This is a genomic window from Candidatus Saccharibacteria bacterium (assembly GCA_012965045.1).
GTDB lineage: Bacteria > Patescibacteriota > Saccharimonadia > Saccharimonadales > DTSZ01 > DTSZ01.
In genome coordinates this window covers 821,775-843,077 of record DTSZ01000001.1, presented here as the reverse complement: position 1 = coordinate 843,077, position 21,303 = coordinate 821,775, and the positions used below count along the sequence as shown (strand labels likewise).

Annotated in this window: 18 protein-coding genes and 1 pseudogene; 1 reads left to right on the top strand and 18 read right to left on the bottom strand. The window is 43.2% G+C overall.

Features of this window, described 5'->3' with window-relative positions; all coding sequences use genetic code 11:
* Positions 1-70: 70 nt before the first annotated feature.
* The 12 genes from ssb to EYO12_04285 form a co-directional block, all read right to left on the bottom strand.
* Entirely contained in the window at positions 71-544 is a 474-nt protein-coding gene (gene ssb, locus EYO12_04340; protein ID HIA92309.1) for a single-stranded DNA-binding protein, read from the bottom strand.
* Complete coding sequence (gene rpsF, locus EYO12_04335; protein ID HIA92308.1) at positions 545-883, bottom strand: 30S ribosomal protein S6; 339 nt, start codon at positions 881-883, stop codon at positions 545-547.
* A gap of 108 nt (positions 884-991) precedes the next feature.
* On the bottom strand, positions 992-1,678 hold the full coding sequence (locus EYO12_04330; GenBank protein HIA92307.1) for a helix-turn-helix domain-containing protein: 687 nt from the start codon (positions 1,676-1,678) through the stop codon (positions 992-994).
* Complete coding sequence (locus EYO12_04325) at positions 1,665-3,833, bottom strand: hypothetical protein (GenBank protein HIA92306.1); 2,169 nt, start codon at positions 3,831-3,833, stop codon at positions 1,665-1,667. The genes EYO12_04330 and EYO12_04325 overlap by 14 nt, the downstream gene beginning before the upstream one ends.
* Positions 3,834-3,871: 38 nt before the next feature.
* The gene (locus EYO12_04320) at positions 3,872-5,941 is read right to left on the bottom strand and encodes a ribonuclease J (protein ID HIA92305.1); all 2,070 of its coding nucleotides are present in this window, start codon (positions 5,939-5,941) and stop codon (positions 3,872-3,874) included.
* 56 nt (positions 5,942-5,997) lie between these two features.
* Positions 5,998-6,615: a uracil-DNA glycosylase gene (locus EYO12_04315; GenBank protein HIA92304.1), complete on the bottom strand. Its 618-nt coding sequence runs from the start codon at positions 6,613-6,615 to the stop codon at positions 5,998-6,000.
* Positions 6,608-7,087: an NUDIX hydrolase gene (locus tag EYO12_04310; GenBank protein HIA92303.1), complete on the bottom strand. Its 480-nt coding sequence runs from the start codon at positions 7,085-7,087 to the stop codon at positions 6,608-6,610. Before EYO12_04310 ends, EYO12_04315 begins: the two co-directional genes overlap by 8 nt.
* 64 nt (positions 7,088-7,151) lie before the next feature.
* Entirely contained in the window at positions 7,152-9,260 is a 2,109-nt protein-coding gene (pnp, locus tag EYO12_04305) for a polyribonucleotide nucleotidyltransferase (protein ID HIA92302.1), read from the bottom strand.
* A 168-nt stretch (positions 9,261-9,428) separates the two neighbouring features.
* Complete coding sequence (rpsO, locus tag EYO12_04300; protein ID HIA92301.1) at positions 9,429-9,695, bottom strand: 30S ribosomal protein S15; 267 nt, start codon at positions 9,693-9,695, stop codon at positions 9,429-9,431.
* Positions 9,696-9,754: 59 nt separating this feature from the next.
* Positions 9,755-10,426, bottom strand: a complete 672-nt coding sequence (gene truB / locus EYO12_04295; protein ID HIA92300.1) for a tRNA pseudouridine(55) synthase TruB — start codon at positions 10,424-10,426, stop codon at positions 9,755-9,757.
* Positions 10,427-10,433: 7 nt separating this feature from the next.
* Positions 10,434-11,480: a hypothetical protein gene (locus EYO12_04290; protein HIA92299.1), complete on the bottom strand. Its 1,047-nt coding sequence runs from the start codon at positions 11,478-11,480 to the stop codon at positions 10,434-10,436.
* A 36-nt stretch (positions 11,481-11,516) separates the two neighbouring features.
* Positions 11,517-12,851 (bottom strand): hypothetical protein, encoded by a 1,335-nt coding sequence (locus EYO12_04285; protein HIA92298.1) that lies wholly within the window; start codon positions 12,849-12,851, stop codon positions 11,517-11,519.
* A gap of 340 nt (positions 12,852-13,191) precedes the next feature.
* Between EYO12_04285 and rpsT the strand changes: the two are divergent.
* A pseudogene (gene rpsT / locus EYO12_04280) lies at positions 13,192-13,572 on the top strand (30S ribosomal protein S20).
* 8 nt (positions 13,573-13,580) lie between these two features.
* Here the strand turns inward: rpsT and holA are convergent.
* From holA to EYO12_04250, 6 genes are all read right to left on the bottom strand, one after another.
* Positions 13,581-14,492: a DNA polymerase III subunit delta gene (gene holA / locus EYO12_04275; protein HIA92297.1), complete on the bottom strand. Its 912-nt coding sequence runs from the start codon at positions 14,490-14,492 to the stop codon at positions 13,581-13,583.
* A 15-nt stretch (positions 14,493-14,507) separates the two neighbouring features.
* Entirely contained in the window at positions 14,508-15,650 is a 1,143-nt protein-coding gene (locus EYO12_04270; GenBank protein HIA92296.1) for a hypothetical protein, read from the bottom strand.
* A gap of 26 nt (positions 15,651-15,676) precedes the next feature.
* Entirely contained in the window at positions 15,677-16,459 is a 783-nt protein-coding gene (locus tag EYO12_04265; GenBank protein HIA92295.1) for a hypothetical protein, read from the bottom strand.
* Positions 16,460-16,489: 30 nt separating this feature from the next.
* Complete coding sequence (locus EYO12_04260) at positions 16,490-17,185, bottom strand: hypothetical protein (protein ID HIA92294.1); 696 nt, start codon at positions 17,183-17,185, stop codon at positions 16,490-16,492.
* A gap of 78 nt (positions 17,186-17,263) precedes the next feature.
* Complete coding sequence (gene polA, locus EYO12_04255; protein HIA92293.1) at positions 17,264-19,828, bottom strand: DNA polymerase I; 2,565 nt, start codon at positions 19,826-19,828, stop codon at positions 17,264-17,266.
* A 20-nt stretch (positions 19,829-19,848) separates the two neighbouring features.
* The gene (locus tag EYO12_04250) at positions 19,849-21,261 is read right to left on the bottom strand and encodes a sigma-70 family RNA polymerase sigma factor (GenBank protein HIA92292.1); all 1,413 of its coding nucleotides are present in this window, start codon (positions 21,259-21,261) and stop codon (positions 19,849-19,851) included.
* Positions 21,262-21,303: the final 42 nt, after the last annotated feature.

Here is a 21,303-nt window from a genome sequence, read left to right as displayed (position 1 = left end):
TTCGATAATTGTTCAATGAAAATTTAATGTGAATTGTTAAATGATAATTGTAAATTGTTTTAAGCTATGCTTAAAAGGGTATGTCAGATAGGTCGACTGGCTTTTGTTCGTCGACGTCTTCTACAACAACATCGTCGTTCTTTTTCGGCTTAGCGGGTGCTGCTGAGCTAGATTGGCTTGGCTGTGAGCCGCCTTGGTCAGACGAACCAGAACCACCATCTAGAAATGTTACATCAGTTGCAGTTACTTCGAGTTTGCTTCGTTTGCTGCCATCTTGAGCTTCCCAGCTACTAGAACTTAAACGTCCGGTTATTAAACAGCGTCGTCCTTTGCTCATGTATTGGTTTACGAGCTCGCCTAGCTTTCCCCAAGCAACAATGTCAACAAAATCAACAGACTCTTGCTGTTGGCCGTTTGATCCTGTCCAGCTTCGATTTAAGGCTAAGCTAAAAGCGCAAACGGATTGTCCGCCGCTGGTTGTGCGTAATTCTGGGTCACGTGTAAGGTTACCCATAAGTACGACTTGGTTGATGCTTTTTGCCATTTACTTCTCCTCTTTTTTGTTTTTTTCGTCGTCTTTTTCTTCGTCTTTAGCTGGTGGTTCAACATATTTAGTTACAAGATGTCGAATAACTTCATCGGTAATGTTTAAGGTAGAATCAAGCTTGGCAATTTTCGTACCATCAATATCAAACTCAAAATATACGTAGATAGCAAAGTCTTGTTTTGCAATCTGGTATGCGAGTTTGCGCTTTCCCCAATTATCCTTTTTTTCGATCTTGCCACCAAGACCAGTAATAATTTTCTCGACTTTTGCGAGAGGTTTATCCAAATCTATTTCTAGATCAGGATGCAGTAATACGATTAATTCGTACTTATTCACCTTTTGGCTCCTTCCTTCGGCGACTTACATCTGGTGTAAGCCGCGTGCACTTGTCATGCACGCTGAAGATTAATGATGCCCATATTCTATAACTTTATATCTGTAAGGTCAATCAAACCGCTCATAATTAGCGATTATAATTTTTTCAACCACAGCCGTTCGCGAAAGATTGTTTTCGGCTTCTATTCGTATAATATTTACACCAGGATTTAAAAATATTCTCTGGCTAAACTCACCTTCAGGTGTCACGAGCACCGGCGTGTAGTTGATGAAAACATCCGAACCGCTACCGGCCTGTCCCTCTATCACCAACGACGATTCGGTAGTCTGAAGTTCGCGTGGCAAATCATAAACTGTAAGCGTAGGAGCTGCGAAAAAGAAATAGACTAGCAACGCCACTGCGCTAAACGACAGCAAAACAAACCCGACAGCCAAATAAACTTTGACCGCTGTTGAAGCAACAAACATTTTTTTTGACCGTTGCTGTTGTTTGAGCTGCCCTTTTAGAGCCGGTGGATTTCGACGGGTTTTTTTACTTGTTGCTGAGCTCGGCTCTTCGAGCTGGGCAGTATTTAATCCTAAATACTTTACGTACGCGATTAAAAGCCCTTTGCTGTACGGGTTGGATAAATCAACTTCTCCTCGCTCGAACGACTCCAATACATGTTTTTTTATCTTGGTTTCATAGGCAGCTTGGTCTAAACGAATACGCTTAGCTTTCCGAGCTTCTTGCAGCTGGGCAGCCATTTTAGAATGAATTTTAGGCTGTGTTTGTGTCGGCTTAGATTTCAGCATTGGAGTCACTGTCAACAATATCGTCTATTGAAGAAACCAACACCTCCCGAGCACGCTGACCATCCTGCTGGCCAACAATACCTCGTTCTTCTAGCATATCCATTAAATTTGCGGCTCGTGAATACCCAACCCGTAGTCTTCGCTGCAATAAACTGGTTGAACCTTTGCCAGCTTCAATTACGACCCGAGCGGCATCCATAAACATGTCATCGTCGCCACCCAAACCACCGGCATCCATTACAACGCCACCTTTACCATTTAATTGAACTGGTTGAGCTACAACTTCGTCATTGTAGTTTGGCTCTCGTTCACCCTTAACGAATTCAACAACTTTGTTTACTTCTGGATCATCAACGAACACACCTTGCACACGTCGCGGCTTACCAAGCGCTGGAGTTGTATAGAGCATGTCACCCTTCCCAAGCAGTTTTTCGGCGCCAGCCATGTCCAAAATTGTGCGTGAATCAACCTGACTAGCAACCGTAAAGGCAATTCGTGCTGGAATGTTGGCTTTAATTAAACCGGTGATTACATCAACGCTTGGACGCTGTGTTGCAAGCACTAAGTGGATTCCTGTTGCTCGAGCTTTTTGTGCAATTCGAACAATTAGACTTTCTACATCGCGCGCCGCCATCATCATTAAATCGGCTAATTCGTCGATAACAATCACAATGTATGGCATCTTGTCTTCGCTGACTTTATTGTAATCAGCAATATTTCGTTTACCGGCTTCGGCCAGTTCACTGTAGCGACGCTCCATTTCTGCGACGGCCCATTTTAGAGCACTAATACATTTTTCTGGCTCTACAATAACTGGTGTTAATAAATGCGGAATATTGGCATACAAGTTAAGTTCGACCTGCTTCGGGTCAACTAATATTAACTGCATGTCTTCTGGGGAATTTCTATAGAGTAAGCTCGTCAATAAGGTGTTGATCATTACGGACTTACCAGACCCAGTCTGACCAGCGATCAGTACGTGCGGCATGCTGTCCAGAGCGGCTACAACCGACTCACCAGAAATATCCTTACCCAGCGCAAAAGTTAGATTAGACTTTGAGTTACGCCATGCATTTGATTCTAAAATTCCTCGCAACCGAACAGTCGCAGACTTTTTATTTGGCACTTCAACACCAACCGCCCGCTTGCCGGGAATTGGAGCTTCAATACGAATACTCTGTGCCGCTAAGTTAAGTGCAATGTTTTGCTCTAAAGCGGTGATTTTGTTCAGCTTAACGCCGCTTGGTGGGCTTAAAGTGTATTGAGTTACACGCGGGCCAACATTAATATCGCCCATCCCAACTTCAATTTTAAAGTCCGCAAGTGTTTGCTGAATGATCTCTGCGTTGCCCTTCCAGTCACCGGCATCGGCTTTTTCTACTTTGTTATCTAGTAGAGTAACCTCAGGGAAATTCCAATCTTCTTCCACGCGAGCAGTTAGCGCTTCGTGGTCTTCTTCTTTGCTTAATTTGGCAGCAGCATTTTTAAATGAGCTGCGTTGTTTGCCGGCTTTAGCCGAATCAACGAGCGGCACATTAGAATTAAGCGTAGGTTTCGAAAATGGTCGCTTGGCGTCTAGGTTATTTGTTTCGGATTCTGCGGCTTTAGATTTCTTTTTGCGTCCAAGCTTTAATTTAGAAAGGACGTCTTTAGGTGTAACGTTGAATAAAATACTTATACTAATAATGAGTAGTGCTACTAGTACCAATATGCCGACACCAGCTCCGAACAAACCTAATACCAAACTGTCAATTAAATGCCCGAAAACTCCGCCACCTTCACCTGCTCCCGCCCGCTCCCATGACACATCCCTATCAACTGCTGCATGAAATAAGCCAGCAACTACGACTACGGTTAAAAAAGAGCCAAATTTAATAGTTAATGGTAGCTTTTCTTCTTCGTCTTTTTTGAATAGGTCACGAGCAAGTATTAGTAAAATAAACGGCAATACATATATTGCGCCACCCATAAGCCAGCGTATACCATCGTTAGCCACGCCAGCAGCACTGCTGTCAACAAACCAACCAATGGCAATTACAATTGCAAGAATAAAATAGAATATTGCTAAAAACTGAGTTTTTGCACCCTGTTTAAGTTCTAATTTCTGTCGATCTTTTTTGCTCGATTTTTTGCTTTTACGTTTTCGTTTAGCCATAAATGCAATTATACGGCAAATCTAATCTGTTATAAAGCTTAATGACTTGCGTCAGGTTTTGGTTTTGGCTTTATTTGGCTTTTGCCGTTAGAGCCAATTGCATTTACCACTGGAATAACCATTGGGCTGCGGCGAGTATGCTCGAACAAGAAATGCGTAATGTGGTCTTTAAGTTCTTGCTTAAAGCGGTCAAGTTCAACTCGTTTAAAGCGTTGATTTACCGCCCGCTTAAGTTCGTTGCGAATCCCGTCCATTAGCTCGGCATTGTCACGCATGTAAATAAAGCCACGGGTAATAATGTCTGGGCTGGTCAATAAGCGACCTGACTTACGGTCAACTGTGACAATAACTGTCACTACACCGTCTTCTGCCAGTACAACGCGGTCTTTTACCACAACACTTGGTACTAACGAGCCGGTGTTATCAACAAGCTGTGTTCCAACGGGTACTTTAGGGCCATATTTTGCAACTCCATTCACAAAGTCCATGGTTTCACCAGCGTCGAGCATAAAGGTGTTTCGAGAATCAAAACCACCATTATAAATCGCATTTTCCATATGATACTTACGGTGCAATGGACCGGCATAAATAGGAATAAAGTATTTTGGCTTCACGTAGTCGATTAACTCTAGTTGTTCTTCTCTGCTAGCGTGACCAGACACGTGCAGTGGGCCAACGCCGTCAACTTTATGAGTTGGGGCTCGATATAGACGTACGCCAAGCCGAATTAGGTCATCGCTAATTTGGTCGTAACGCACATTGTTACCAGGAATAGGTGTCGAACTAATAACAACCGTGTCACCTTCTTTTAGTTTTAGGTATTGGTGCTCACCAACACTCATCCGTTGCAAGCTGGCATTAAGCTCACCTTGGCCGCCTGTTTGTACTACAAGTACTTCTCTGTCAGGGAGATTAGGCATCGACTTAAGGGTTGTAACTGTTCCGCGCGGGACTTTAATAGTCCCGAGTTTTACTGCAAGTTCTAGTGTTGATAGCATGCTGCGTCCGTCGATCGCGACTTTCCGCCCAGCAGCAACTGCTGCGTTAATAATCATCTGGATACGGTTCATGTTGGAACTAAAGCTAGCGACGAATACTCGGCCCTCAGCCTTGGTGATTATGTCGTGAAAACTTGGTTCTAACGTGCTTTCTGTTGGTGTGCGCCCCTCTTTTTGCGAGTTGGTGCTGTCACTCATAAGTAGCAACGTCTTGCCGTCTTTTCCGAATTCCTTTAAGCGCTCAACATCACTAGGGCGGTGATCAAGCGGCTCTGGGTCTAACCTAAAGTCACCACTGTTAATAACCCGTCCTAGCGGAGTTTCAATAACAACTGCAGAGCTGTCTGGTATTGAGTGGGTCATGCGAATTAACTCAACGTAAAAATCGCCAAGTTTAAGTTTTTCGTGGTTGTCCATGTTCATTTCCACAAACTCTGGTTCAAAGTTTTCTACTTCAACACCTCGCTCGCGGTCACCCATAACTTTTTTAACCATACCAATCGTAAAGTGGCTGCCGTAAATTGGCGCTGGATACTTTGGTACAACATATGGCATGCCGCCAATGTGGTCTAAGTGACCATGAGTGATAATGTAGCCTTTGAGCTTGTGTTTAATTTTATCGAGGTAGCTCGCGTCTGGAATACCAAAATTAACTCCTGGCAGGTCAATACCTAAGTCCATGCCGCAGTCAATAACTACAGCTGTATCGCCGTACTCAAGCACTTGCATATTTTTTTCGCCAATACCATCTTGGCCACCAAGTGGCGTAAGTCGTAGTACTTCTTTATCGGTGAGGGGCTTTACGTTTGCACGGCGTTCAGGTGATATTTCCTGCACGTTGTGGATTTCAATTAGCTTGTCTGCCATTTCATGCGTACGTCGGCTCGCCCGTATAGCTTGCCCCCGGTGTGTTTCCATACCGTTGGTTTGTATGCGATTAGTCTTTTTTGCCCCACCATTTTGCTTAGTATTGTTGTTCCTAGACGCTGGTTTTTTAGCGCTCGGCTTACTATTTGATGAGCCTCCACGGGCTGCATCTTCACCAGTTGAGCGTTGAGCCTGGTGTTGGCGTAGTCGCTCTAAGTGTTTTTTCTTCTTATCTTCTGTCATATTTTTCCTTCTTGCCCGCCACGGCTTTCGACAGCGGCAGGTCTTTTATTGTTACTTTATTGTTGTTCGTTAATAAGCTCTAAAATTTGTGGAATTTTAGAGAAGTCATCAAGCAGAGTTTGGCGCTGAGATCCGTTATATAGTGCAGCGGCAGGGTGATAAAGTGGCAAGATACTAATTTTGCCATCTTTGTCGCCGAGCTCGCTACTCAATAGTCTAGACTCTGTACTCACGCGCATAGCGTGACCGTGGTCTCTGCTGATTTTGAGACTCGGTAGGAATTCCATGCCGGAATGCCGACCGAGTGTCACAATTAACTTTGGCTTTATTATAGCAAGTTGTTGGTCTAAATACCTCCTAAATTCGTGCTTTTCTTGAGGCAACGGGTCGCGGTTATTTGGTGGACGATACTTAACGATGTTTGTAATGTAAACATCTTCGCGTTTTAGGTTAATGCTACTGAGCATCTCGTCTAAAAACTTTCCGCTGGCCCCAACAAAGGGCCGTCCTAGCTCATCTTCCTTCTTGCCTGGTGCTTCGCCAATAAAAACAAGGTCTGCATCTAGGTTTCCCTCGCCCATTACCAATTGAGTAGCTTGATCTGCTAGCTTTTTGCAGACCTCGTTATATTTGATCTGTTGGGTTAGTTGACTAATCTGTGACTGTTTACTCATTGATTCTTTCGAAGCCAAGTAAGATGAACTTCTTAGCTTCTGGGGTTAAACCTCGCTGCTCATATCTGTCAAGTTCTTCAACTGACACCCAAGCAGCCTCACTGCTTTCATTGCTTAGCATAATTTCAGGTACTTCAGACTTTTCGTCTTCTAGTAGGCAAAGGAAGAATTCCGCACTGAAATCCGCGGGTGAACCTTCGAAAAACGCATTCCATGCTGCTGAACCTAGTGATCCAATTACATTTATATTTTGTCCTGTTTCTTCAAATGTTTCACGAATAGCGGCTCGCTGCTTTGATCCACCGTCTTCTGGTTCGGTGCTCCCACCAGGTATGTGCCATTCATCGTATTCAACGTTTGGCGTACTGCGACGCGCTCTTTCTGCTTTGTTCAACCGCAGAATTAGTGCGCTCATTGAAGGGCGATGAATTACTATTGCCTTACCAACGCTCTTTCGTAATATCTCACTCATTTAGTGTTCCATACTAACTGCCAAATACGATCTACAAACTACCGCTAAAATCTATGATTTTAGCTTACGCTTGCTTCATGCTTAGCTTAACTCGCCCTTGATCATCGATACCAATCACTTTAACAGGACCTTGATCGCCCATTTTCACAATGTCGCTAGGATGTTCAACGCGTTCGTTAGCCATTTCACTCACATGCACCATGCCTTCTTTGCCTGGCATGAACTCCATAAAGACACCAAAGTCTTTAATGCCTACAACCTTACCGGTGTAGGTCTTTCCTACTTCGGGCTCGGCAGTTATGTCATTAATCATTTGTATAGCCGCGTCACGAGCAGCTTGGTCAGTAGCAGCAACCATTACGATTCCGCCGTCTTTAATGTCTATTTCAACACCAGTTTCGTCGATAATCTTGTTGATAGTCTCGCCGCCTTTACCGATGATTTCGCGGACTTTGTCTTCTGGAACGGTAATAGTTTCAATTCGCGGAGCGTATGCACTCATTTCTTTGCGATATTCAGGCAAGGTAGCCAACATGCTGTCTAAAATCTGTAGTCGAGCACGTTTCGCTTGGTCAAGGGCACGAGCAAGCAGTTCAGTCGAAAGACCTTGTACTTTAATGTCCATTTGTAGCGCAGTAATACCGTCGGCAGTACCAGCGACTTTAAAGTCCATATCACCAGCAAAATCTTCTTGGTCCATGATGTCGCTTAAAACAACTTCTTTTTCACCATCAGTCACTAAGCCCATGGCAATACCTGCTACCGGCGCTTTAATTGGTACACCTGCGTCCATTAAGCTCAAACAACCAGAACAAACTGAAGCCATAGAAGTAGAACCTGCAGAGCTGGTAATTTCGCTGACCGTTCGAATGGTGTAAGGGAATTCTTCGGTTGTTGGAATAACTGCACTTAACGCTCGTTCGGCAAGGTGACCATGGCCAATTTCACGACGACCAGTACTGCGTGGGCGCTGAATCTCACCAACACTCCAGCCTGGGAAGTTATAGTGATGGAAGAAATTAACTTCTTCGTCACGTGTCATGGTGTCTACTACTTGTGCATAGCTGGTTGGTGCAAGCGTAGTAATGTTAATTGCCTGAGTTAAGCCACGAGTGAATATGCTTGAACCGTGAGTCCGCGGCAACACACCAACTTCACTGCTTAGTGGACGAATGTCCTCAGGACCTCGTCGGTCTGGGCGTTCTTCACGCTCTAAAATACCTTGGCGTACAACTTGCTTCATTAAGTGAGCAAAGATTTCTTTAACTTCTTCAATATCTTCGTTGTCATCATGTTCACCTTCGTGTGGAACAAAGTGCTCAACAACTCGATCGCGTAATGCTCGTACAGCTTCTTCGCGAGCTAAGGTGCTTTCGTCCGTAAGCGGGTCAAGCTTGTCAGAAATAAAGTTTTCCATTCGCTCTTTTAAGTCTTGGTTGTCGTCAATAGTGACAATTTGATGCATTTTCACATCTAGTTTGCTAATTAGCTCCGTCTGTACTGCTACACCTTCTTTAATATGCGTGTGAGCCAATTCAAGCGCCTTAACCATGACTTCTTCACTAACGATCTGCGCGCCAGCTTCAACCATCATAATGGCTTCTTTGGTGCCAGCTACAAACAGATCAAGCTTGCTTTCTTTCATTTGGCTGACGGTTGGGTTAGCTACAAGTTCGTCGTTAATTAAGCCAACACGAACACCAGCAACTGGGCCAGCAAATGGCGCGCCAGTCATTTTAAGGGCACACGATACGGCTAGCATGGCTGGAATATCCGCTTTGACCTCTGGGTCTAAGCTAAGTACCAGCGCCATCCCTTGAACTTCGTTGCGATAGTTCTTTGGAAACAGTGGGCGGATTGGACGATCGATCAATCGCGAAATCAGTACAGCATCGTCACTTGGGCGACCTTCACGCTTAATAAAGCGGCTGCCGCTAATTTTGCCCGCTGCATACATTTTTTCTTCGTAATCAATCATTAATGGGAAATAGCTTGCGTGTGGGTCTGGGTCTTCTTTTGCAAGTCCGACACCCATAATGACCGTGTCGCCATAGCGTACGGTTACCGTGCTGCTTTGAAAGCCAACGCGACCGGTTTCAATAGTTACTTCTTTACCACAAAATTGCGCAGTGACTTTCTCTACGCTCTTACCAAAAGGATTAATAGTGCTCATATACACTCTCTTTCTAATCTTTACGAGATTTGTTCCAAGGTAAAACCATTCTTAATATGAATAGCTCTTCTCTGGCGCAAATCTCTTAATTTACTCTTCTAGAATACAGATTCTAGATTAAAGATTCTAGGTTTTTTAAGAATCTTTGGTCCAATTTCTGGAGTCTAACTAACCGCGTAGGCCAAGCTTTTTTACAAGTTCTTGGTATTTTTCTGGGTTGGTTTGCTTTAAAAAGTTCAATTGCTTTTTGCGCTTTCCGACTAGTTGCAGGAGTCCACGACGTGAGTGGTTGTCTTTCTTGTGAGTTTTAAGGTGTTCGGTTAACTCTTTAATACGGTCTGTAAAAACAGCAACTTGCACTTCTGGAGAGCCCACATCGCTTGTACCGCGTTGTACGCTTTTAATTGCTTTGGATTTTGCCTCTTTAGTAATCATCTCGAGTACTTTAGCAAACTTTCCACAGGTGTGCAACAGATAAAGTCAACAAATGCATGTTATGCGGCATCTGCTGAGAGTTGCTCGCAGAAATCTGAAACATCAAATGCATCATCAACAATGAACTCTCCAACCTCAGTCCTGCGCAACTGGGTAAGGTACGCTCCTGTTGTTAAAGCCCAGCCAATGTCCTCGGCTAATGTTCTAATGTAGGTGCCCTTGCTAACTTTTACTATAAATTTTAACTCTGGGTATTGATAGCTAACTAACTCTAGTTGATGAACCGTAACTTCTACCGGCTGTAGCGTAACCTCTTTTCCAGCCCGTGCTAGGTCGTATGCTCGCTTACCGTTTACTTTTTTGGCAGAAAACGCTGGCGGAACTTGCTCAATATCGCCGGTAAATTGATCAAAGACATCGAGAATATCCTGTTGGCTTGGCTGCACATTAGACACTGCTGTTAGTTCACCTTCTGGGTCGCCCGTGGTCGATGTTTTGCCTAAAATTGCTGCAGCCTCATAGGTTTTATCAAGACCAGTAAGTTCGGTGAGTTTTTTGGTATAGCTACCAACACCGAGCACCAATAGGCCAGTTGCAAACGGGTCTAGGGTGCCGCTATGGCCCACTTTTACTTTTTGCCCTGTTTGTTTTTTTAAAACTCCACGAACTTTAGCAACAACATCGAAACTCGTCCAACCAGCTGGCTTATCTATTAATAAAATTCTGTTCATAATTTTATTATTTTAACGTATTAATTCTTTCCTGTACTTCTTCCGGCGTAAACGGTTCTATGTTTCTTGCTAAGATAAATTCACAAGCTTGCCTATAGTATAAGCCCGAGCCTAATCTTCGTTTTTTTATGCCCCCCAGCAAAGTCCGTAGAACTCTTCCGTCTTCTCCTGTTATATGTTTATCCTCAGTAAGAATGGCATCTCTGCCCTCCGTATTGTGAATATTCTGCAATGCACTTGTCAGCAAAACACGTGGATAATTTTCCACTTCCTCTTTTGGTTGTCCTCTAAACAAAAAATCAGTCCTAAGAGACTGTCTAATTTGCTCTTGCGTTTGTTTTGCTTTATCAACAACCTCAGTTTCACCAGTCTCTTGATACTGTATTGTTTCCGGATATAACGGGAACCCTTGCCAAGCCGCGTATGGCAAGATCGATGCCTTAAAAATTACTCGAGTCGGCTCGTCGTTCTCATCTAGAACATCTAGTTGAGGTCTAAAATGAAACCGTTTCATAAATGTAGAAGTAACTACTTCTTGCATACTATTCCATGCTCGTTCTCTTTGACCCTTAGGCACATATACAGCCCAATGCTCGCCGGTTATTGACGCGTTTTGCGGCCAGTTGCTACCGCTCCAAGATCTTTCCGGCTCTAAGCCTCTGCGCAAATTGCGTGGCACATACTTCTGGTTGGCAAAGTCCTTGAAGCGCAAATCTAAGTCTTCAGCTAAAGCAATAACCGTTGCGATTTCGGGGTCAATAGGATCGAGCTTAGAGGCGCGATTAAACACCCTAAAAGGTTCAAAGTCCTCGAGTTCAGTATCTTCTAGAGTTCTGGTCTTAAATCTCTCTATAACTCTTGATCTAGAGTGAGAGATTTTCTCAATCGCTGCATCTACCAATGGTGTGGGTTGATTAATAAATTCTGCAAAACCCGGTAATGTCACTTCTAGATCAGTATCTGCGGAGCTATTCACAAATTCAATCGGAGCCATAAACCCATCTCTGGTATATGTAAGTTCGTTATCTGGACTAACTGGAAAGGCTTCGTTCATAAACTTAGAACCGTATTTCTCTTTCTAACGCTTTTCTTACTGTGGTAAAAGGATATCGCCGTTGTGGTCGATTTCGATGTCGCCAGAACTGTTGTTTTCAACATTTTGCGCGTTCAAGCTTTGGGTAGGTTCTGGATTTTTCGGAGCCCGAGCATCTTCGGCCTGCTTTACTGCCGCACGTGCGCTGTCTACACCTGTGTTATCTGTAGCGGTTTTATGTGCGGATTCCGAAGCTGGCTTTTGGCTTGCTTGTTCTTGAGTTGGGACTGCCTTATTTTCAAGTACTGATTTTAAGGTAGGGAGTTCTGGTGACGTGTTTACGTGTGGCTCTGATTTAGTGTCGCTGTTTGTTTTTGGCTGTTCTTTTTTTGCTGGCTCAGACGCAGGTTGTTCTTCGCGAGCAACCTCGCTAACTGTTTTTTCTTCTTTTGGCTCTGGCTTTTGCTCACTCGCGTCTGACTTTTGCTCAGGTTGAGCTTGTTCATTTTTAACTGGCTTAGCGTGTGCCTTAGTCGGTTGTTCGTTTGTTTTTTCGGCAACCGGCTCAGGTTGGTCAGCCGCGTTACTCACCACTTTAACGTGATTAGCGTCTTGTAGATTTTTAACAATAACTTGTTGATCAGCTCCAGCAGCCATTAATTGTGCTGCCATTGTCATAATTTTAGGAGTAGTTAAATCGTTACCAAATTGGTCTGTTGCAGACACCAACCCTGTCAGTAATGCTTGTGAGCTTTCTGGTTTAAGTAAGCCACTGCCAAGGGATTCGCTAATACTCATTGCCATTTCGGCAACCGATACAGCTTGTGGTTCACTCCAATTAACAGCACCAAAAGTACTGACCGCTTCACCCTTATTCAGAGTAACAACTTTAGTGTCGCCAAGGATTCTTGGGCTCACTAGTAAAGCGTCATCAACGTCATTGCGCTGCATAACACCAACAGCCACAACAGTATCTATGTTGTAATCGCCAGCGGTAAAACTAAAGTCTTTTTCTGAAATAACTGTTTTGTACGGCGTAATAAATATTTTTACATGGTCGCCATCAACCTTATAGCGTAATTTGTCAGCTTTGTCTTTATGGAGTGAGACGACAAAATCTTGTAGACGCTTTGTGTCGCCTTCTATTACGGCTTTCGGGTTTAAAAACTCTACGGCCTTTGGCAAGGTGGTACTAATAACTCCTGTAGCATGTTTGCCCATTGCCTGCAGCATGTGAGTAAACCCAATAACAGTGGTGATTTCGTCTAGAGTAGGTTGTTTATTAGTAGAAACAACAATGTTCGCTGCAGCTTTAATTTGTTCAGCAATCTGCTGCTTAGGAGTCAGATTTGCTGGCTGCTGAGTTTGTGGCTGTTGGTTAGATGGGTCCATGTTACGTTAGTATCCTTTTTCGATTATTAATTTAAATCAGAGATTAAATTACTTGCCCAGCGACTTGCCTGAGTAATAATTTCTTCTGTTACGTCAATGTGTTGTCCGTCGTGAATGTCCATTTTTTTCCTTTTTTGTTTTTTATTTTTACCTGCCGTTTTGGCGGGCTTTTTTTGATTGATGTATTAACATTAGCTTATTTATGCATATTTGTCAATATATAAGTATAGTATGTTATTTAATATAGTTTTTTCAAGTTATTACCTTTACTTATCAACAGATGAGCGGTATAGTACTGCTCTGAAGATATTTATAAATGTAAGTTTGGAGAAGAGAGTCAATGCCAATTATTAAGTCAGCGCAAAAACGCATGCGACAAGAAATTACCCGTCGAGCACGTAACCGATCGTTTAAAGACGAATTACGCGCACGCAGTAAAGCACTTACTGAAGCGGTAGCTAACAAAGACACAAAAAAAATCAGCGAAGCTCACTCGCAGCTTGTATCTCAACTTGATAAAGCTGTTAAAAAGAATTTATTGCACAAAAACAATGCTGCGCGTAAAAAGTCAGCAGCTGCAAAGCTTATTAAAGAAGCTGGCGTTAAACCAACAGCAACAAAAAAACCAGCAGCCAAGAAGCCTGCTGCGAAAAAAGCTCCAGCAAAGAAAGCTCCTGCTAAAAAACCAGCAGCTAAGAAACCTGCTGCAAAAAAGACTAGTAAATAAACTTACTTACATAGTTTAATCAACAAAGCCTCAACCACGTCATCTGGGTTGAGGCTTTTTGTTTTCAAAGATTCATCTGCTTCTATCGCAAAGTTAATTATTTCTTTTAAACGACCGTGTGAAAGTGATTGAACTGAGCGTAGATTTTTCTCTACCACAAATGGGTGCAACCCTACAGCTCTGGCTATTTGTTGTGCGCTTCCCTGATTTTTTAAATAAAAAATTTGAGTAACCGTATGCAAATGCCAGCTTAGCGTCCCCATAATTTCCATCGGGTGAACCTGCTGCTGTCGCAGAGATTGGTATATGGTGAGAGCTTTACCGCTATTTTTGGCAGATATCGCGTCGGTTAAATTAAAAACCGAATCTTGTAGAGTCGGCTCCGTCAGCTCATCGATGGTTTTTTTGTCTATAGTCTTTGAGTATAGAAAGAGTTTATCGAGTTCGTTTGCTAACCGCGACTGTTCGGCGCCTACTCTTGAAACCAAATACGCAGCATCAGCTGAGGATAAATCACGCTCTTTTTGATTAGCATAGCCTTTGGCAAATTCAGCAGCTTGGGTAGGATTCAGTTCATTTATTTCTTTATAGGTTGTAAGTTTTTTTAAATCTTTAAAGAATTTCTTTCGCTTGTCGATGTCTTGTTCTACGAATATGCAGGTAGTTTCATCGCCAACCATGGCTATTATTTCAGCTAATTTATCTTTTAAATTTGGGTGTTTACTTAGATTTTTGATAACAACAAAGCTACCCGTGCTAAATAATGACTGCCCATTCAACGACTGTTTTATTTCTTCCAGTGCTATGTTTTCGCCATCAAGCCGAGTGATCGAACTTAAGCCACTTTTGCTAAATAACTCCTGTATATGACTACGGATTGCATGAATATTGGTGCCGATAAATGAGTATGTCATAACCTCTAGGATACGCTATTTAGTTTTGCTTTGGCAGCTTGGGCAGGTGTGTGTACCTCGTCCAGCAATTCGTGACTTTTCTATCTGAGCACCACACACAACACACGGCAATCCTTCTCGTCGAAAAACCTTAGCAAAATCTATATAACTTCCTTTTCTTCCTTCTGCGTTTACGTAGTTTTTATCCGAGCTACCACCTTTTTTTATGGCAAGCCGTAGTACTGACTTTATTTCTGTAAGCAGGCGGGTTAAATCAGCGTCATTCAGGTTTTTTACTACTACTGCAGGATGAATTTGTGCCCCAAATAAACTTTCGTCGGCATAAATATTACCAATGCCAGCCAGAACGGTTTGATCTAATAGGGCTGCTTTAATGGACGAATTTGCACGCTTACGAATACGGGGAATAAAAACAGTAGCCGTGAAAGATTTGGAGAGTGGCTCTGGACCGACCTTTTGCATAAAGGGGTCGTTTTTTATTTGTTCGGTAGGCAATAGCTTTACCCAGCCGAACTTACGCTGGTCATTAAAAAATAAGCACGAGTCACAGTGCCCTACTTTTGGGCTCAGCCCAAAACGCTGCCACTGTTCTTGGCTAATTTCGTTGTCAGAATCTGCAGTGCTCTGTCGAAGTGGTGTCTCCACATCTACTTGTGCGCTTCGCTGCTTTCGCGTATTTGCACCAAGTCCGCTATCTTTTCTGAAAGGGCTGTGGAGGCAAAATATTACTCGTGTGGATTTGTCAGGAAGTTTATTTATTAATGAATCGCTTGGATGGCCGGCGCCAAAACGAACTTCGTTCGTTTCAGAGTTCTGAGTAGTGAGATTAGAGTTTGAGTTGAGGGTATTTGAACTTCCTGCGCTATCACCCCTCTCTTCTCGGTCCTCTTTACTTTCTTGTTTTTGTTGCACAAAAACAAGTTGCCCGGTCATTTTTAAATGGATCATTAATGAGTAGTCTGTGTTTAGATCAATAAGTAAAACCTTTGCTCGTCTGCGCACAGCTGTAATAGTTGCGCCAACCAAAAACTGATCTACGTCAGCTGGCGTATTAGGGAATCCCTTCGGCCAGTTATAACTAACCCTAGCGACTCTTTTACCAACAACTAACTTTTCTAGACCTAATTTAACTGTTTCTACTTCTGGAAGCTCTGGCATGGCTTAATTTTAGCAGTCTTGAAATACTAAGCTGCTTTATCGATCAAATCCATAGCTTGCTCTAGTGCAGCCAATGGTTCTTCTGCCTGCGTAATTGCTCGTCCTATTACTACAAAATGCGCACCCTCGCCAATTGCTCTATCTGGTGTATAAAGCCTTTTTTGACCAGCAGTATCGGCTGTTTTTGGAAGTTTAATACCTGGAATTACTCTTAGCAGTCCATTTAATCTTTCGTGTCGATAACCCTCTACAAGTTCTTGTCCAGACGATACAAGCCCTTGCAAACCAGCTTCTTCTGCTCTGTGCGCAAAATCAACAAATTTTGCTTCAGCAGTTGCTCCTTCGCCAAATATACTGACAACATCTTCATTATCTAGTGAGGTTAAAACTGTTATTCCGAGTAAGTTTAGAATATCCGAATCAACGCCTACGGACTCAGATCTAGCTCTTGCAGCTTCCTGAAGAGCCCCCATGCCGTTTGCTGCATGGAGTGTTAGCAGCAAGGGAGGATTTGGTTTCGCATTCGCATCTTCAGTGATGTAGTTATACATAGTGTTATCTGTATCGTGATGCTTAGGGTCAAACATTACTCCTGAATCCATCTCGCCAAATACACTCATAACCGCGTCTAAACCTGGACGAGTTACAAGTGAGTTGCCCTTTGCGATTGGGTGATAGCCTGCGTCATTGAACTCAGCATGCAATTCGGCTGCTTCTTCCAAGTTCATTCCGTCATACGCAATAATTATTCGTTCATCTGGTCCCAGTTCGCCGATTTTGTCTATTAACATCTCTGACCCCTTTCCCATCACTTTAAATTTTATTAACTAAATTTATAACTATGCAGTAACTGGATAACGTTCAACAATTCCATCTTGAATGAGGGTTCTGCCGTATTGAGCCATCCATTCAAACTCAACATTGCCTATGCGGTCATTCTCTCGTAACATCCTGACTGTTTCTGCCATGTTCAATACGCTGACTAGAGTATACCCAGCAGCCTTAAGTGTTTCTTGCCCACCTTCTTGTCGATCCATTACCACTACAAATCCATTAACATCAAGACCTGCGGCATCCATGCTTTCCGCTGCTTCTAGTTTTGAGTCGGCATTTGTAATGACATCATCAATCGCAACAACAGATTGCCCCTCGCCATAATTACCTTCTAATTGTGCATGTGCTCCGTAATCTTTTTTCCCAACTCGTCCCCAAAGTACTGAATCGTTTCTTCTTTCGGCTATCATTCCAGTTAGTTGTGTAGCCGATTGCGGAAGGCCATACAGATGATCATAGCCCCCCTCCTCATCTACCATGTCATCAATAGCTTCAGATATACCTTCAATTAATAAATCCCTTGCCTGTAAGGATCGTTCACGGTTTGAAGAGCCTGACCATGAACCAATGCCACGCTGGTTGTAGTAAACTGGCGATTTTCTGCCACTTTTCAGAGTCCATTCAAAATCACTGAACTTAATTACACCAATGTCATACAGACTTACTGCTAATTCTTCCTTTAAACTTTCTCCTAAAGCCATGAACCCTCCATCCACCCGTTATATTTACTTAATTGTACCAAACGTAAGACAGCGTACAGTCACGCAATCCGTAGGCTTTTAGATCTCGCCCCACGTCTTGCCGATCGCATAGTCAACCTTAAATGTTACGGGCATTTCGGTATTTGTATTTTCCATAATTTCTTGGACTTTTTTCGCTACGGCTTCAGCGTCTTGTTCTCTACATTCAATCAACACTGAGTCATGCACTTGGAGCAGCATTTTTGGAGCATCTTCCATTTTCCACGTTCCATCTGTCACTTTTTGGTCCAAATACTCTTGGATATTGATCATTGCCAGTTTCATAATGTCGGCTGCCGTACCCTGCATTGGCATATTTACTGCTGCGCGGTAAGCACCCTCTCGCACCATAAAGTTAGACGACTGTACGTCTGGCGTTGGTCGACGGCGACCATACCATGTCTCTACAAATCCCTCGTCCTTAGCCTGCTGTTTTATTTGTTCAATGTAATTTTTGATATTAGGTCGTATTTCAAAATACTTTTCTATAAATTTTTTAGCCTCGGCCATAGTCATACCCGTGCCTTGACTGAGCCCATGCGGTCCCTGGCCATACATAATTCCAAAATTAACGGCTTTTGCACTATAGCGCTGCTCTTTAGACACTTCGTTTACCGGAATGCCATACATTTGAGCGGCTGTTGCCTGGTGGATATCAGTGTCTTTTTTAAACGCATCGATCATTGCTGGTTCTTGGGCAAGAGCTGCGGCTAAACGTAGTTCAAATTGTGAGTAGTCTGCATTAATGAACACATTCCCTGTAGCCGGCTTAAACGCATGGCGAATTGTTTTACCCAACTCAGTGCGAATGGGAATGTTTTGTAAGTTCGGGTCATGGCTACTCAGCCGACCTGTAGCTGCGACTGACAAAGAATACGTTGTGTGCAAACGTGAATGCTGATCGATTAACTTCGGTAGCGCATCAACATAGGTGCTCTTAAGTTTTGTCCATTCGCGGTACTTAAAAATTAGCGCAACAATTGGATGCAGGTCTTTTATTTTATCGAGTTCACTCGCAGCAGTAGAAAACCCACTTTTTGTCTTTTTTATAAAATCAGTTGGAATATTTAAAGTGCCATATAAGACGTCAGCTAACTGCCCGGGGCTATTTACATTAAATTCTGTGTCGGCATGTCCATAAATTTCTTGCTCAATGTCAGTTATTTGATCCTCAAGCTTGTCAGACATGTGCTCTAAATACTCAGTGTCTAGAAAAACCCCCTCATGCTCCATGCGAGCGAGTACTTTTATTATTGGCCACTCCATTGACTGGGCGATTTTCTGTACTTTTGGTAGTTGCTGTAGTTCTTTGTTTTGCTGTTCATATAATTGCCAAATAGCAGTCAGTACTTGCGTCGGCTCAGACTGATCAACCTCTCCGCCAATTAGACTGCTTAAGTCTTGTTCGCGCAGTAAGCCGTTCAATAAAAATCCACCCACACGAGTGTCGTGTTCTACATCTGGCATTGGCGCTGCATGGCGAGCAAAAAGCTTTAATACTTCTTTTACGTCGTGACCGATCACCGAATGTAGACTAGTTAGTTTGCTCAGTTGTTTTGGGTCAAATAGGTACACGGTATCTTTATTAGGGCTGACCCATACTTCGTCGTCATGAATAAACATGGCGAGCGTTTTTTTGTCAGTGAGGTCGTCCAATGAGTACATTTTTTTAAACTGCATTGTTGTTTTAATAGAGTTCGTTTCAATGTCATCGTCACTTTGCTGCCAACTTTGTGGTATTTGGTTTATAAGTGACCTAAAACGATACTCATCAAATAGCGCCTTAATATCAGCCGGTTTAACGTTGTCGATGGCAGCCTTTTTCCGATCCAATTTAACTGGCGCATCTAGCATGATGGTTACCAGTTTTCGGCTTAAATAAGCCATGTCTTTGTCGGCTTCCAGCTTAGTTTTTAGTGCCCCTTTTTGCTCGTTTATATGTTCATAGACTCCATCCAGCGAGTTGTATTGGTCAATCAACTTAATAGCTGTTTTTTCGCCGACGCCTCTGACCCCTGGGATGTTGTCGCTGGCATCACCTTTAAGTGCCTTTATATCAATAAATTGTTCAGCAGTTACTTTATAGGTTTCACGGAAATTTTTAGGATCAAAATATACGACATTTTTAAGACCTTTTTTAAGAGCTGCTACAGTCGTGTGTTCATTGACGCATTGCAACATGTCGAGGTCGCTGGTAACCATAATTGTTTCGGTGCCATCCTCTTCAAACACTTGTTTGGCAAGCGTCCCCATAATATCGTCGGCTTCGTAGTCGTCGCACTCTAATAAATCCCAACTAAAGGCGTCGAGTAATTTACGGACAAGTGGAATTTGAGCCCGCATGTCGTCGGGCATGGGTTTTCGATTAGCCTTATATTCGGGATACAGCTTTAAGCGCGACCGGATGTTAGTTTTAGATTTGTCCCACGCAACCACCACATAGTCTGGCTGCATTTTTTTAAGTATTTCAAGCCCCAAAACCGCAAACCCATAAACACCACCGGTTGGAGTGCCGTCGGCCAAACTAAGATTTGGCATAGCATAGTAGCCCCGATAAAAAACCGATTTACCGTCAATTACTACTAGTTTTTTAGGTTTGTTCACACTTTAAGTATACAGCTTCCTCAAGCCACATACGCTCGCAAATCTGGTGCGTGTTGCGACAACCGTCTTAGAGCCCTAATCTCAATTTTTTTAATTGCTTCTCTGCTAGTTCCTAGTTCTTCACCAAGACTGTCGCGCGACCTCTTCTTTCCATTTAAGCCGTATCGAGCTTTGATAATATATCGCGATCGTTCGTCGAGTGTGTTTAGTGCTTTATGGACCTCTGCAGTTAATTGAGAAATAACGACTTCCTCCTCTGGTGTTGGGCCATCATCAGGCCTAAAGCCATACATTTCTGCTGAATCGCTGCTTGGTTTAACTTTGGCATCTAGTGAGCTTACTTTAGGTTCAACATTACGAACCGCTGCGACTTGCTCTGGAGTTAATCGAGTTGCAATCGCAAGCTCTTGATCGGTTGGTTCTTGGCCAGTTTCGGTTAATAGTCTGTTATGTGCTGCTCTTACTTTTATGGACTTGTCATGCACTGCGACAGGTAATCGAATTAGTCTACTTTGGCTGGCGATGGCTCGTTGAATAGCTTGTCGGATCCACCATGTAGCGTAGGTAGAGAATTTATACCCACGTCGCCAATCAAACTTTTCAACACCTCGGTGCAGCCCCAGGTTGCCCTCTTGAATGAGCTCACCAAGCTCCATAGATGTGCGTTTAGAAAACTTTGCAGCAATATTAATTACAAGACGCTGATTTGCGACTACGAAACGCTCAAAAGCCATATCTGCTTGCTTGAGAGTCGCATGCTGCTGCGGGGTGAGAACAGTCACGTCTTTAACTTCTTCTTTAACTGCCCGTCCTGCTTCTATTTGTTTTGCTAGTTGCACTTCTTCGTCGGCAGTTAGTAATTCATGCTTACCAATATCTGAAAAATAAATATCAAGAAGATCCTGAGCTACACCATTCCGAATCTCCCCACTACTCGTGTTTGTGCTTCGCCTTTTTTGGCGTGACTTGCTTGGGCCTGGTAATTTATGGCCATTGTTTCTGGTGATGTTGTTCCTCTTTGGCCTATCGGAAAAATTTAAAGACTGATCTTTGAGATCTGAATATGGTAGGACACTTGCTAGATACTTCGGTGCTCGTTTTTTGTACTGGTACGCCGCTGCACATGCAGAGTTAGCACTTGCATAGCCGAATCCGTGATAGAACTCAGAATATGCGAGTTTTTCTTCTCTTCCAATGCCAATATGCTTGGCAACAACACCCGCAACGTCGCAGCTGCTTTCTCGTGTGCTTACTGCTGCCAACTTCGCCTTTCCGATGATTTCAAGTGCTTGGACTGCCTGCTCAGGTTCAGAATAATAATCCTGCAATGATTCTTCTTCAACGCCCAAAACGTCTGCCATAAAACTAATAAATCGGTCTTTACCGGCAAAATTATCCTGTTTAGGTTGTTGTGGCGAAGCTTCGATATTCATTGATATAAATAAACACCCACAGCTCGACAATGTCTAGCATAA

Excerpts from the sequence above, each read along its gene's own strand:
- EYO12_04285 (HIA92298.1), bottom strand. The coding sequence starts at position 12,851 with ATGGACCCATCTAACCAACAGCCACAAACTCAGCAGCCAGCAAATCTG.
- ssb (HIA92309.1), bottom strand. The coding sequence starts at position 544 with ATGGCAAAAAGCATCAACCAAGTCGTACTTATGGGTAACCTTACACGT.
- EYO12_04265 (HIA92295.1), bottom strand. The coding sequence starts at position 16,459 with ATGGGAAAGGGGTCAGAGATGTTAATAGACAAAATCGGCGAACTGGGA.
- EYO12_04325 (HIA92306.1), bottom strand. The coding sequence starts at position 3,833 with ATGGCTAAACGAAAACGTAAAAGCAAAAAATCGAGCAAAAAAGATCGA.
- EYO12_04330 (HIA92307.1), bottom strand. The coding sequence starts at position 1,678 with ATGCTGAAATCTAAGCCGACACAAACACAGCCTAAAATTCATTCTAAA.
- truB (HIA92300.1), bottom strand. The coding sequence starts at position 10,426 with ATGAACAGAATTTTATTAATAGATAAGCCAGCTGGTTGGACGAGTTTC.
- pnp (HIA92302.1), bottom strand. The coding sequence starts at position 9,260 with ATGAGCACTATTAATCCTTTTGGTAAGAGCGTAGAGAAAGTCACTGCG.
- EYO12_04260 (HIA92294.1), bottom strand. The coding sequence starts at position 17,185 with ATGGCTTTAGGAGAAAGTTTAAAGGAAGAATTAGCAGTAAGTCTGTAT.
- EYO12_04320 (HIA92305.1), bottom strand. The coding sequence starts at position 5,941 with ATGACAGAAGATAAGAAGAAAAAACACTTAGAGCGACTACGCCAACAC.
- EYO12_04315 (HIA92304.1), bottom strand. The coding sequence starts at position 6,615 with ATGAGTAAACAGTCACAGATTAGTCAACTAACCCAACAGATCAAATAT.
- EYO12_04310 (HIA92303.1), bottom strand. The coding sequence starts at position 7,087 with ATGAGTGAGATATTACGAAAGAGCGTTGGTAAGGCAATAGTAATTCAT.
- holA (HIA92297.1), bottom strand. The coding sequence starts at position 14,492 with ATGACATACTCATTTATCGGCACCAATATTCATGCAATCCGTAGTCAT.
- EYO12_04290 (HIA92299.1), bottom strand. The coding sequence starts at position 11,480 with ATGAACGAAGCCTTTCCAGTTAGTCCAGATAACGAACTTACATATACC.
- EYO12_04250 (HIA92292.1), bottom strand. The coding sequence starts at position 21,261 with ATGAATATCGAAGCTTCGCCACAACAACCTAAACAGGATAATTTTGCC.
- EYO12_04270 (HIA92296.1), bottom strand. The coding sequence starts at position 15,650 with ATGCCAGAGCTTCCAGAAGTAGAAACAGTTAAATTAGGTCTAGAAAAG.
- rpsO (HIA92301.1), bottom strand. The coding sequence starts at position 9,695 with ATGATTACTAAAGAGGCAAAATCCAAAGCAATTAAAAGCGTACAACGC.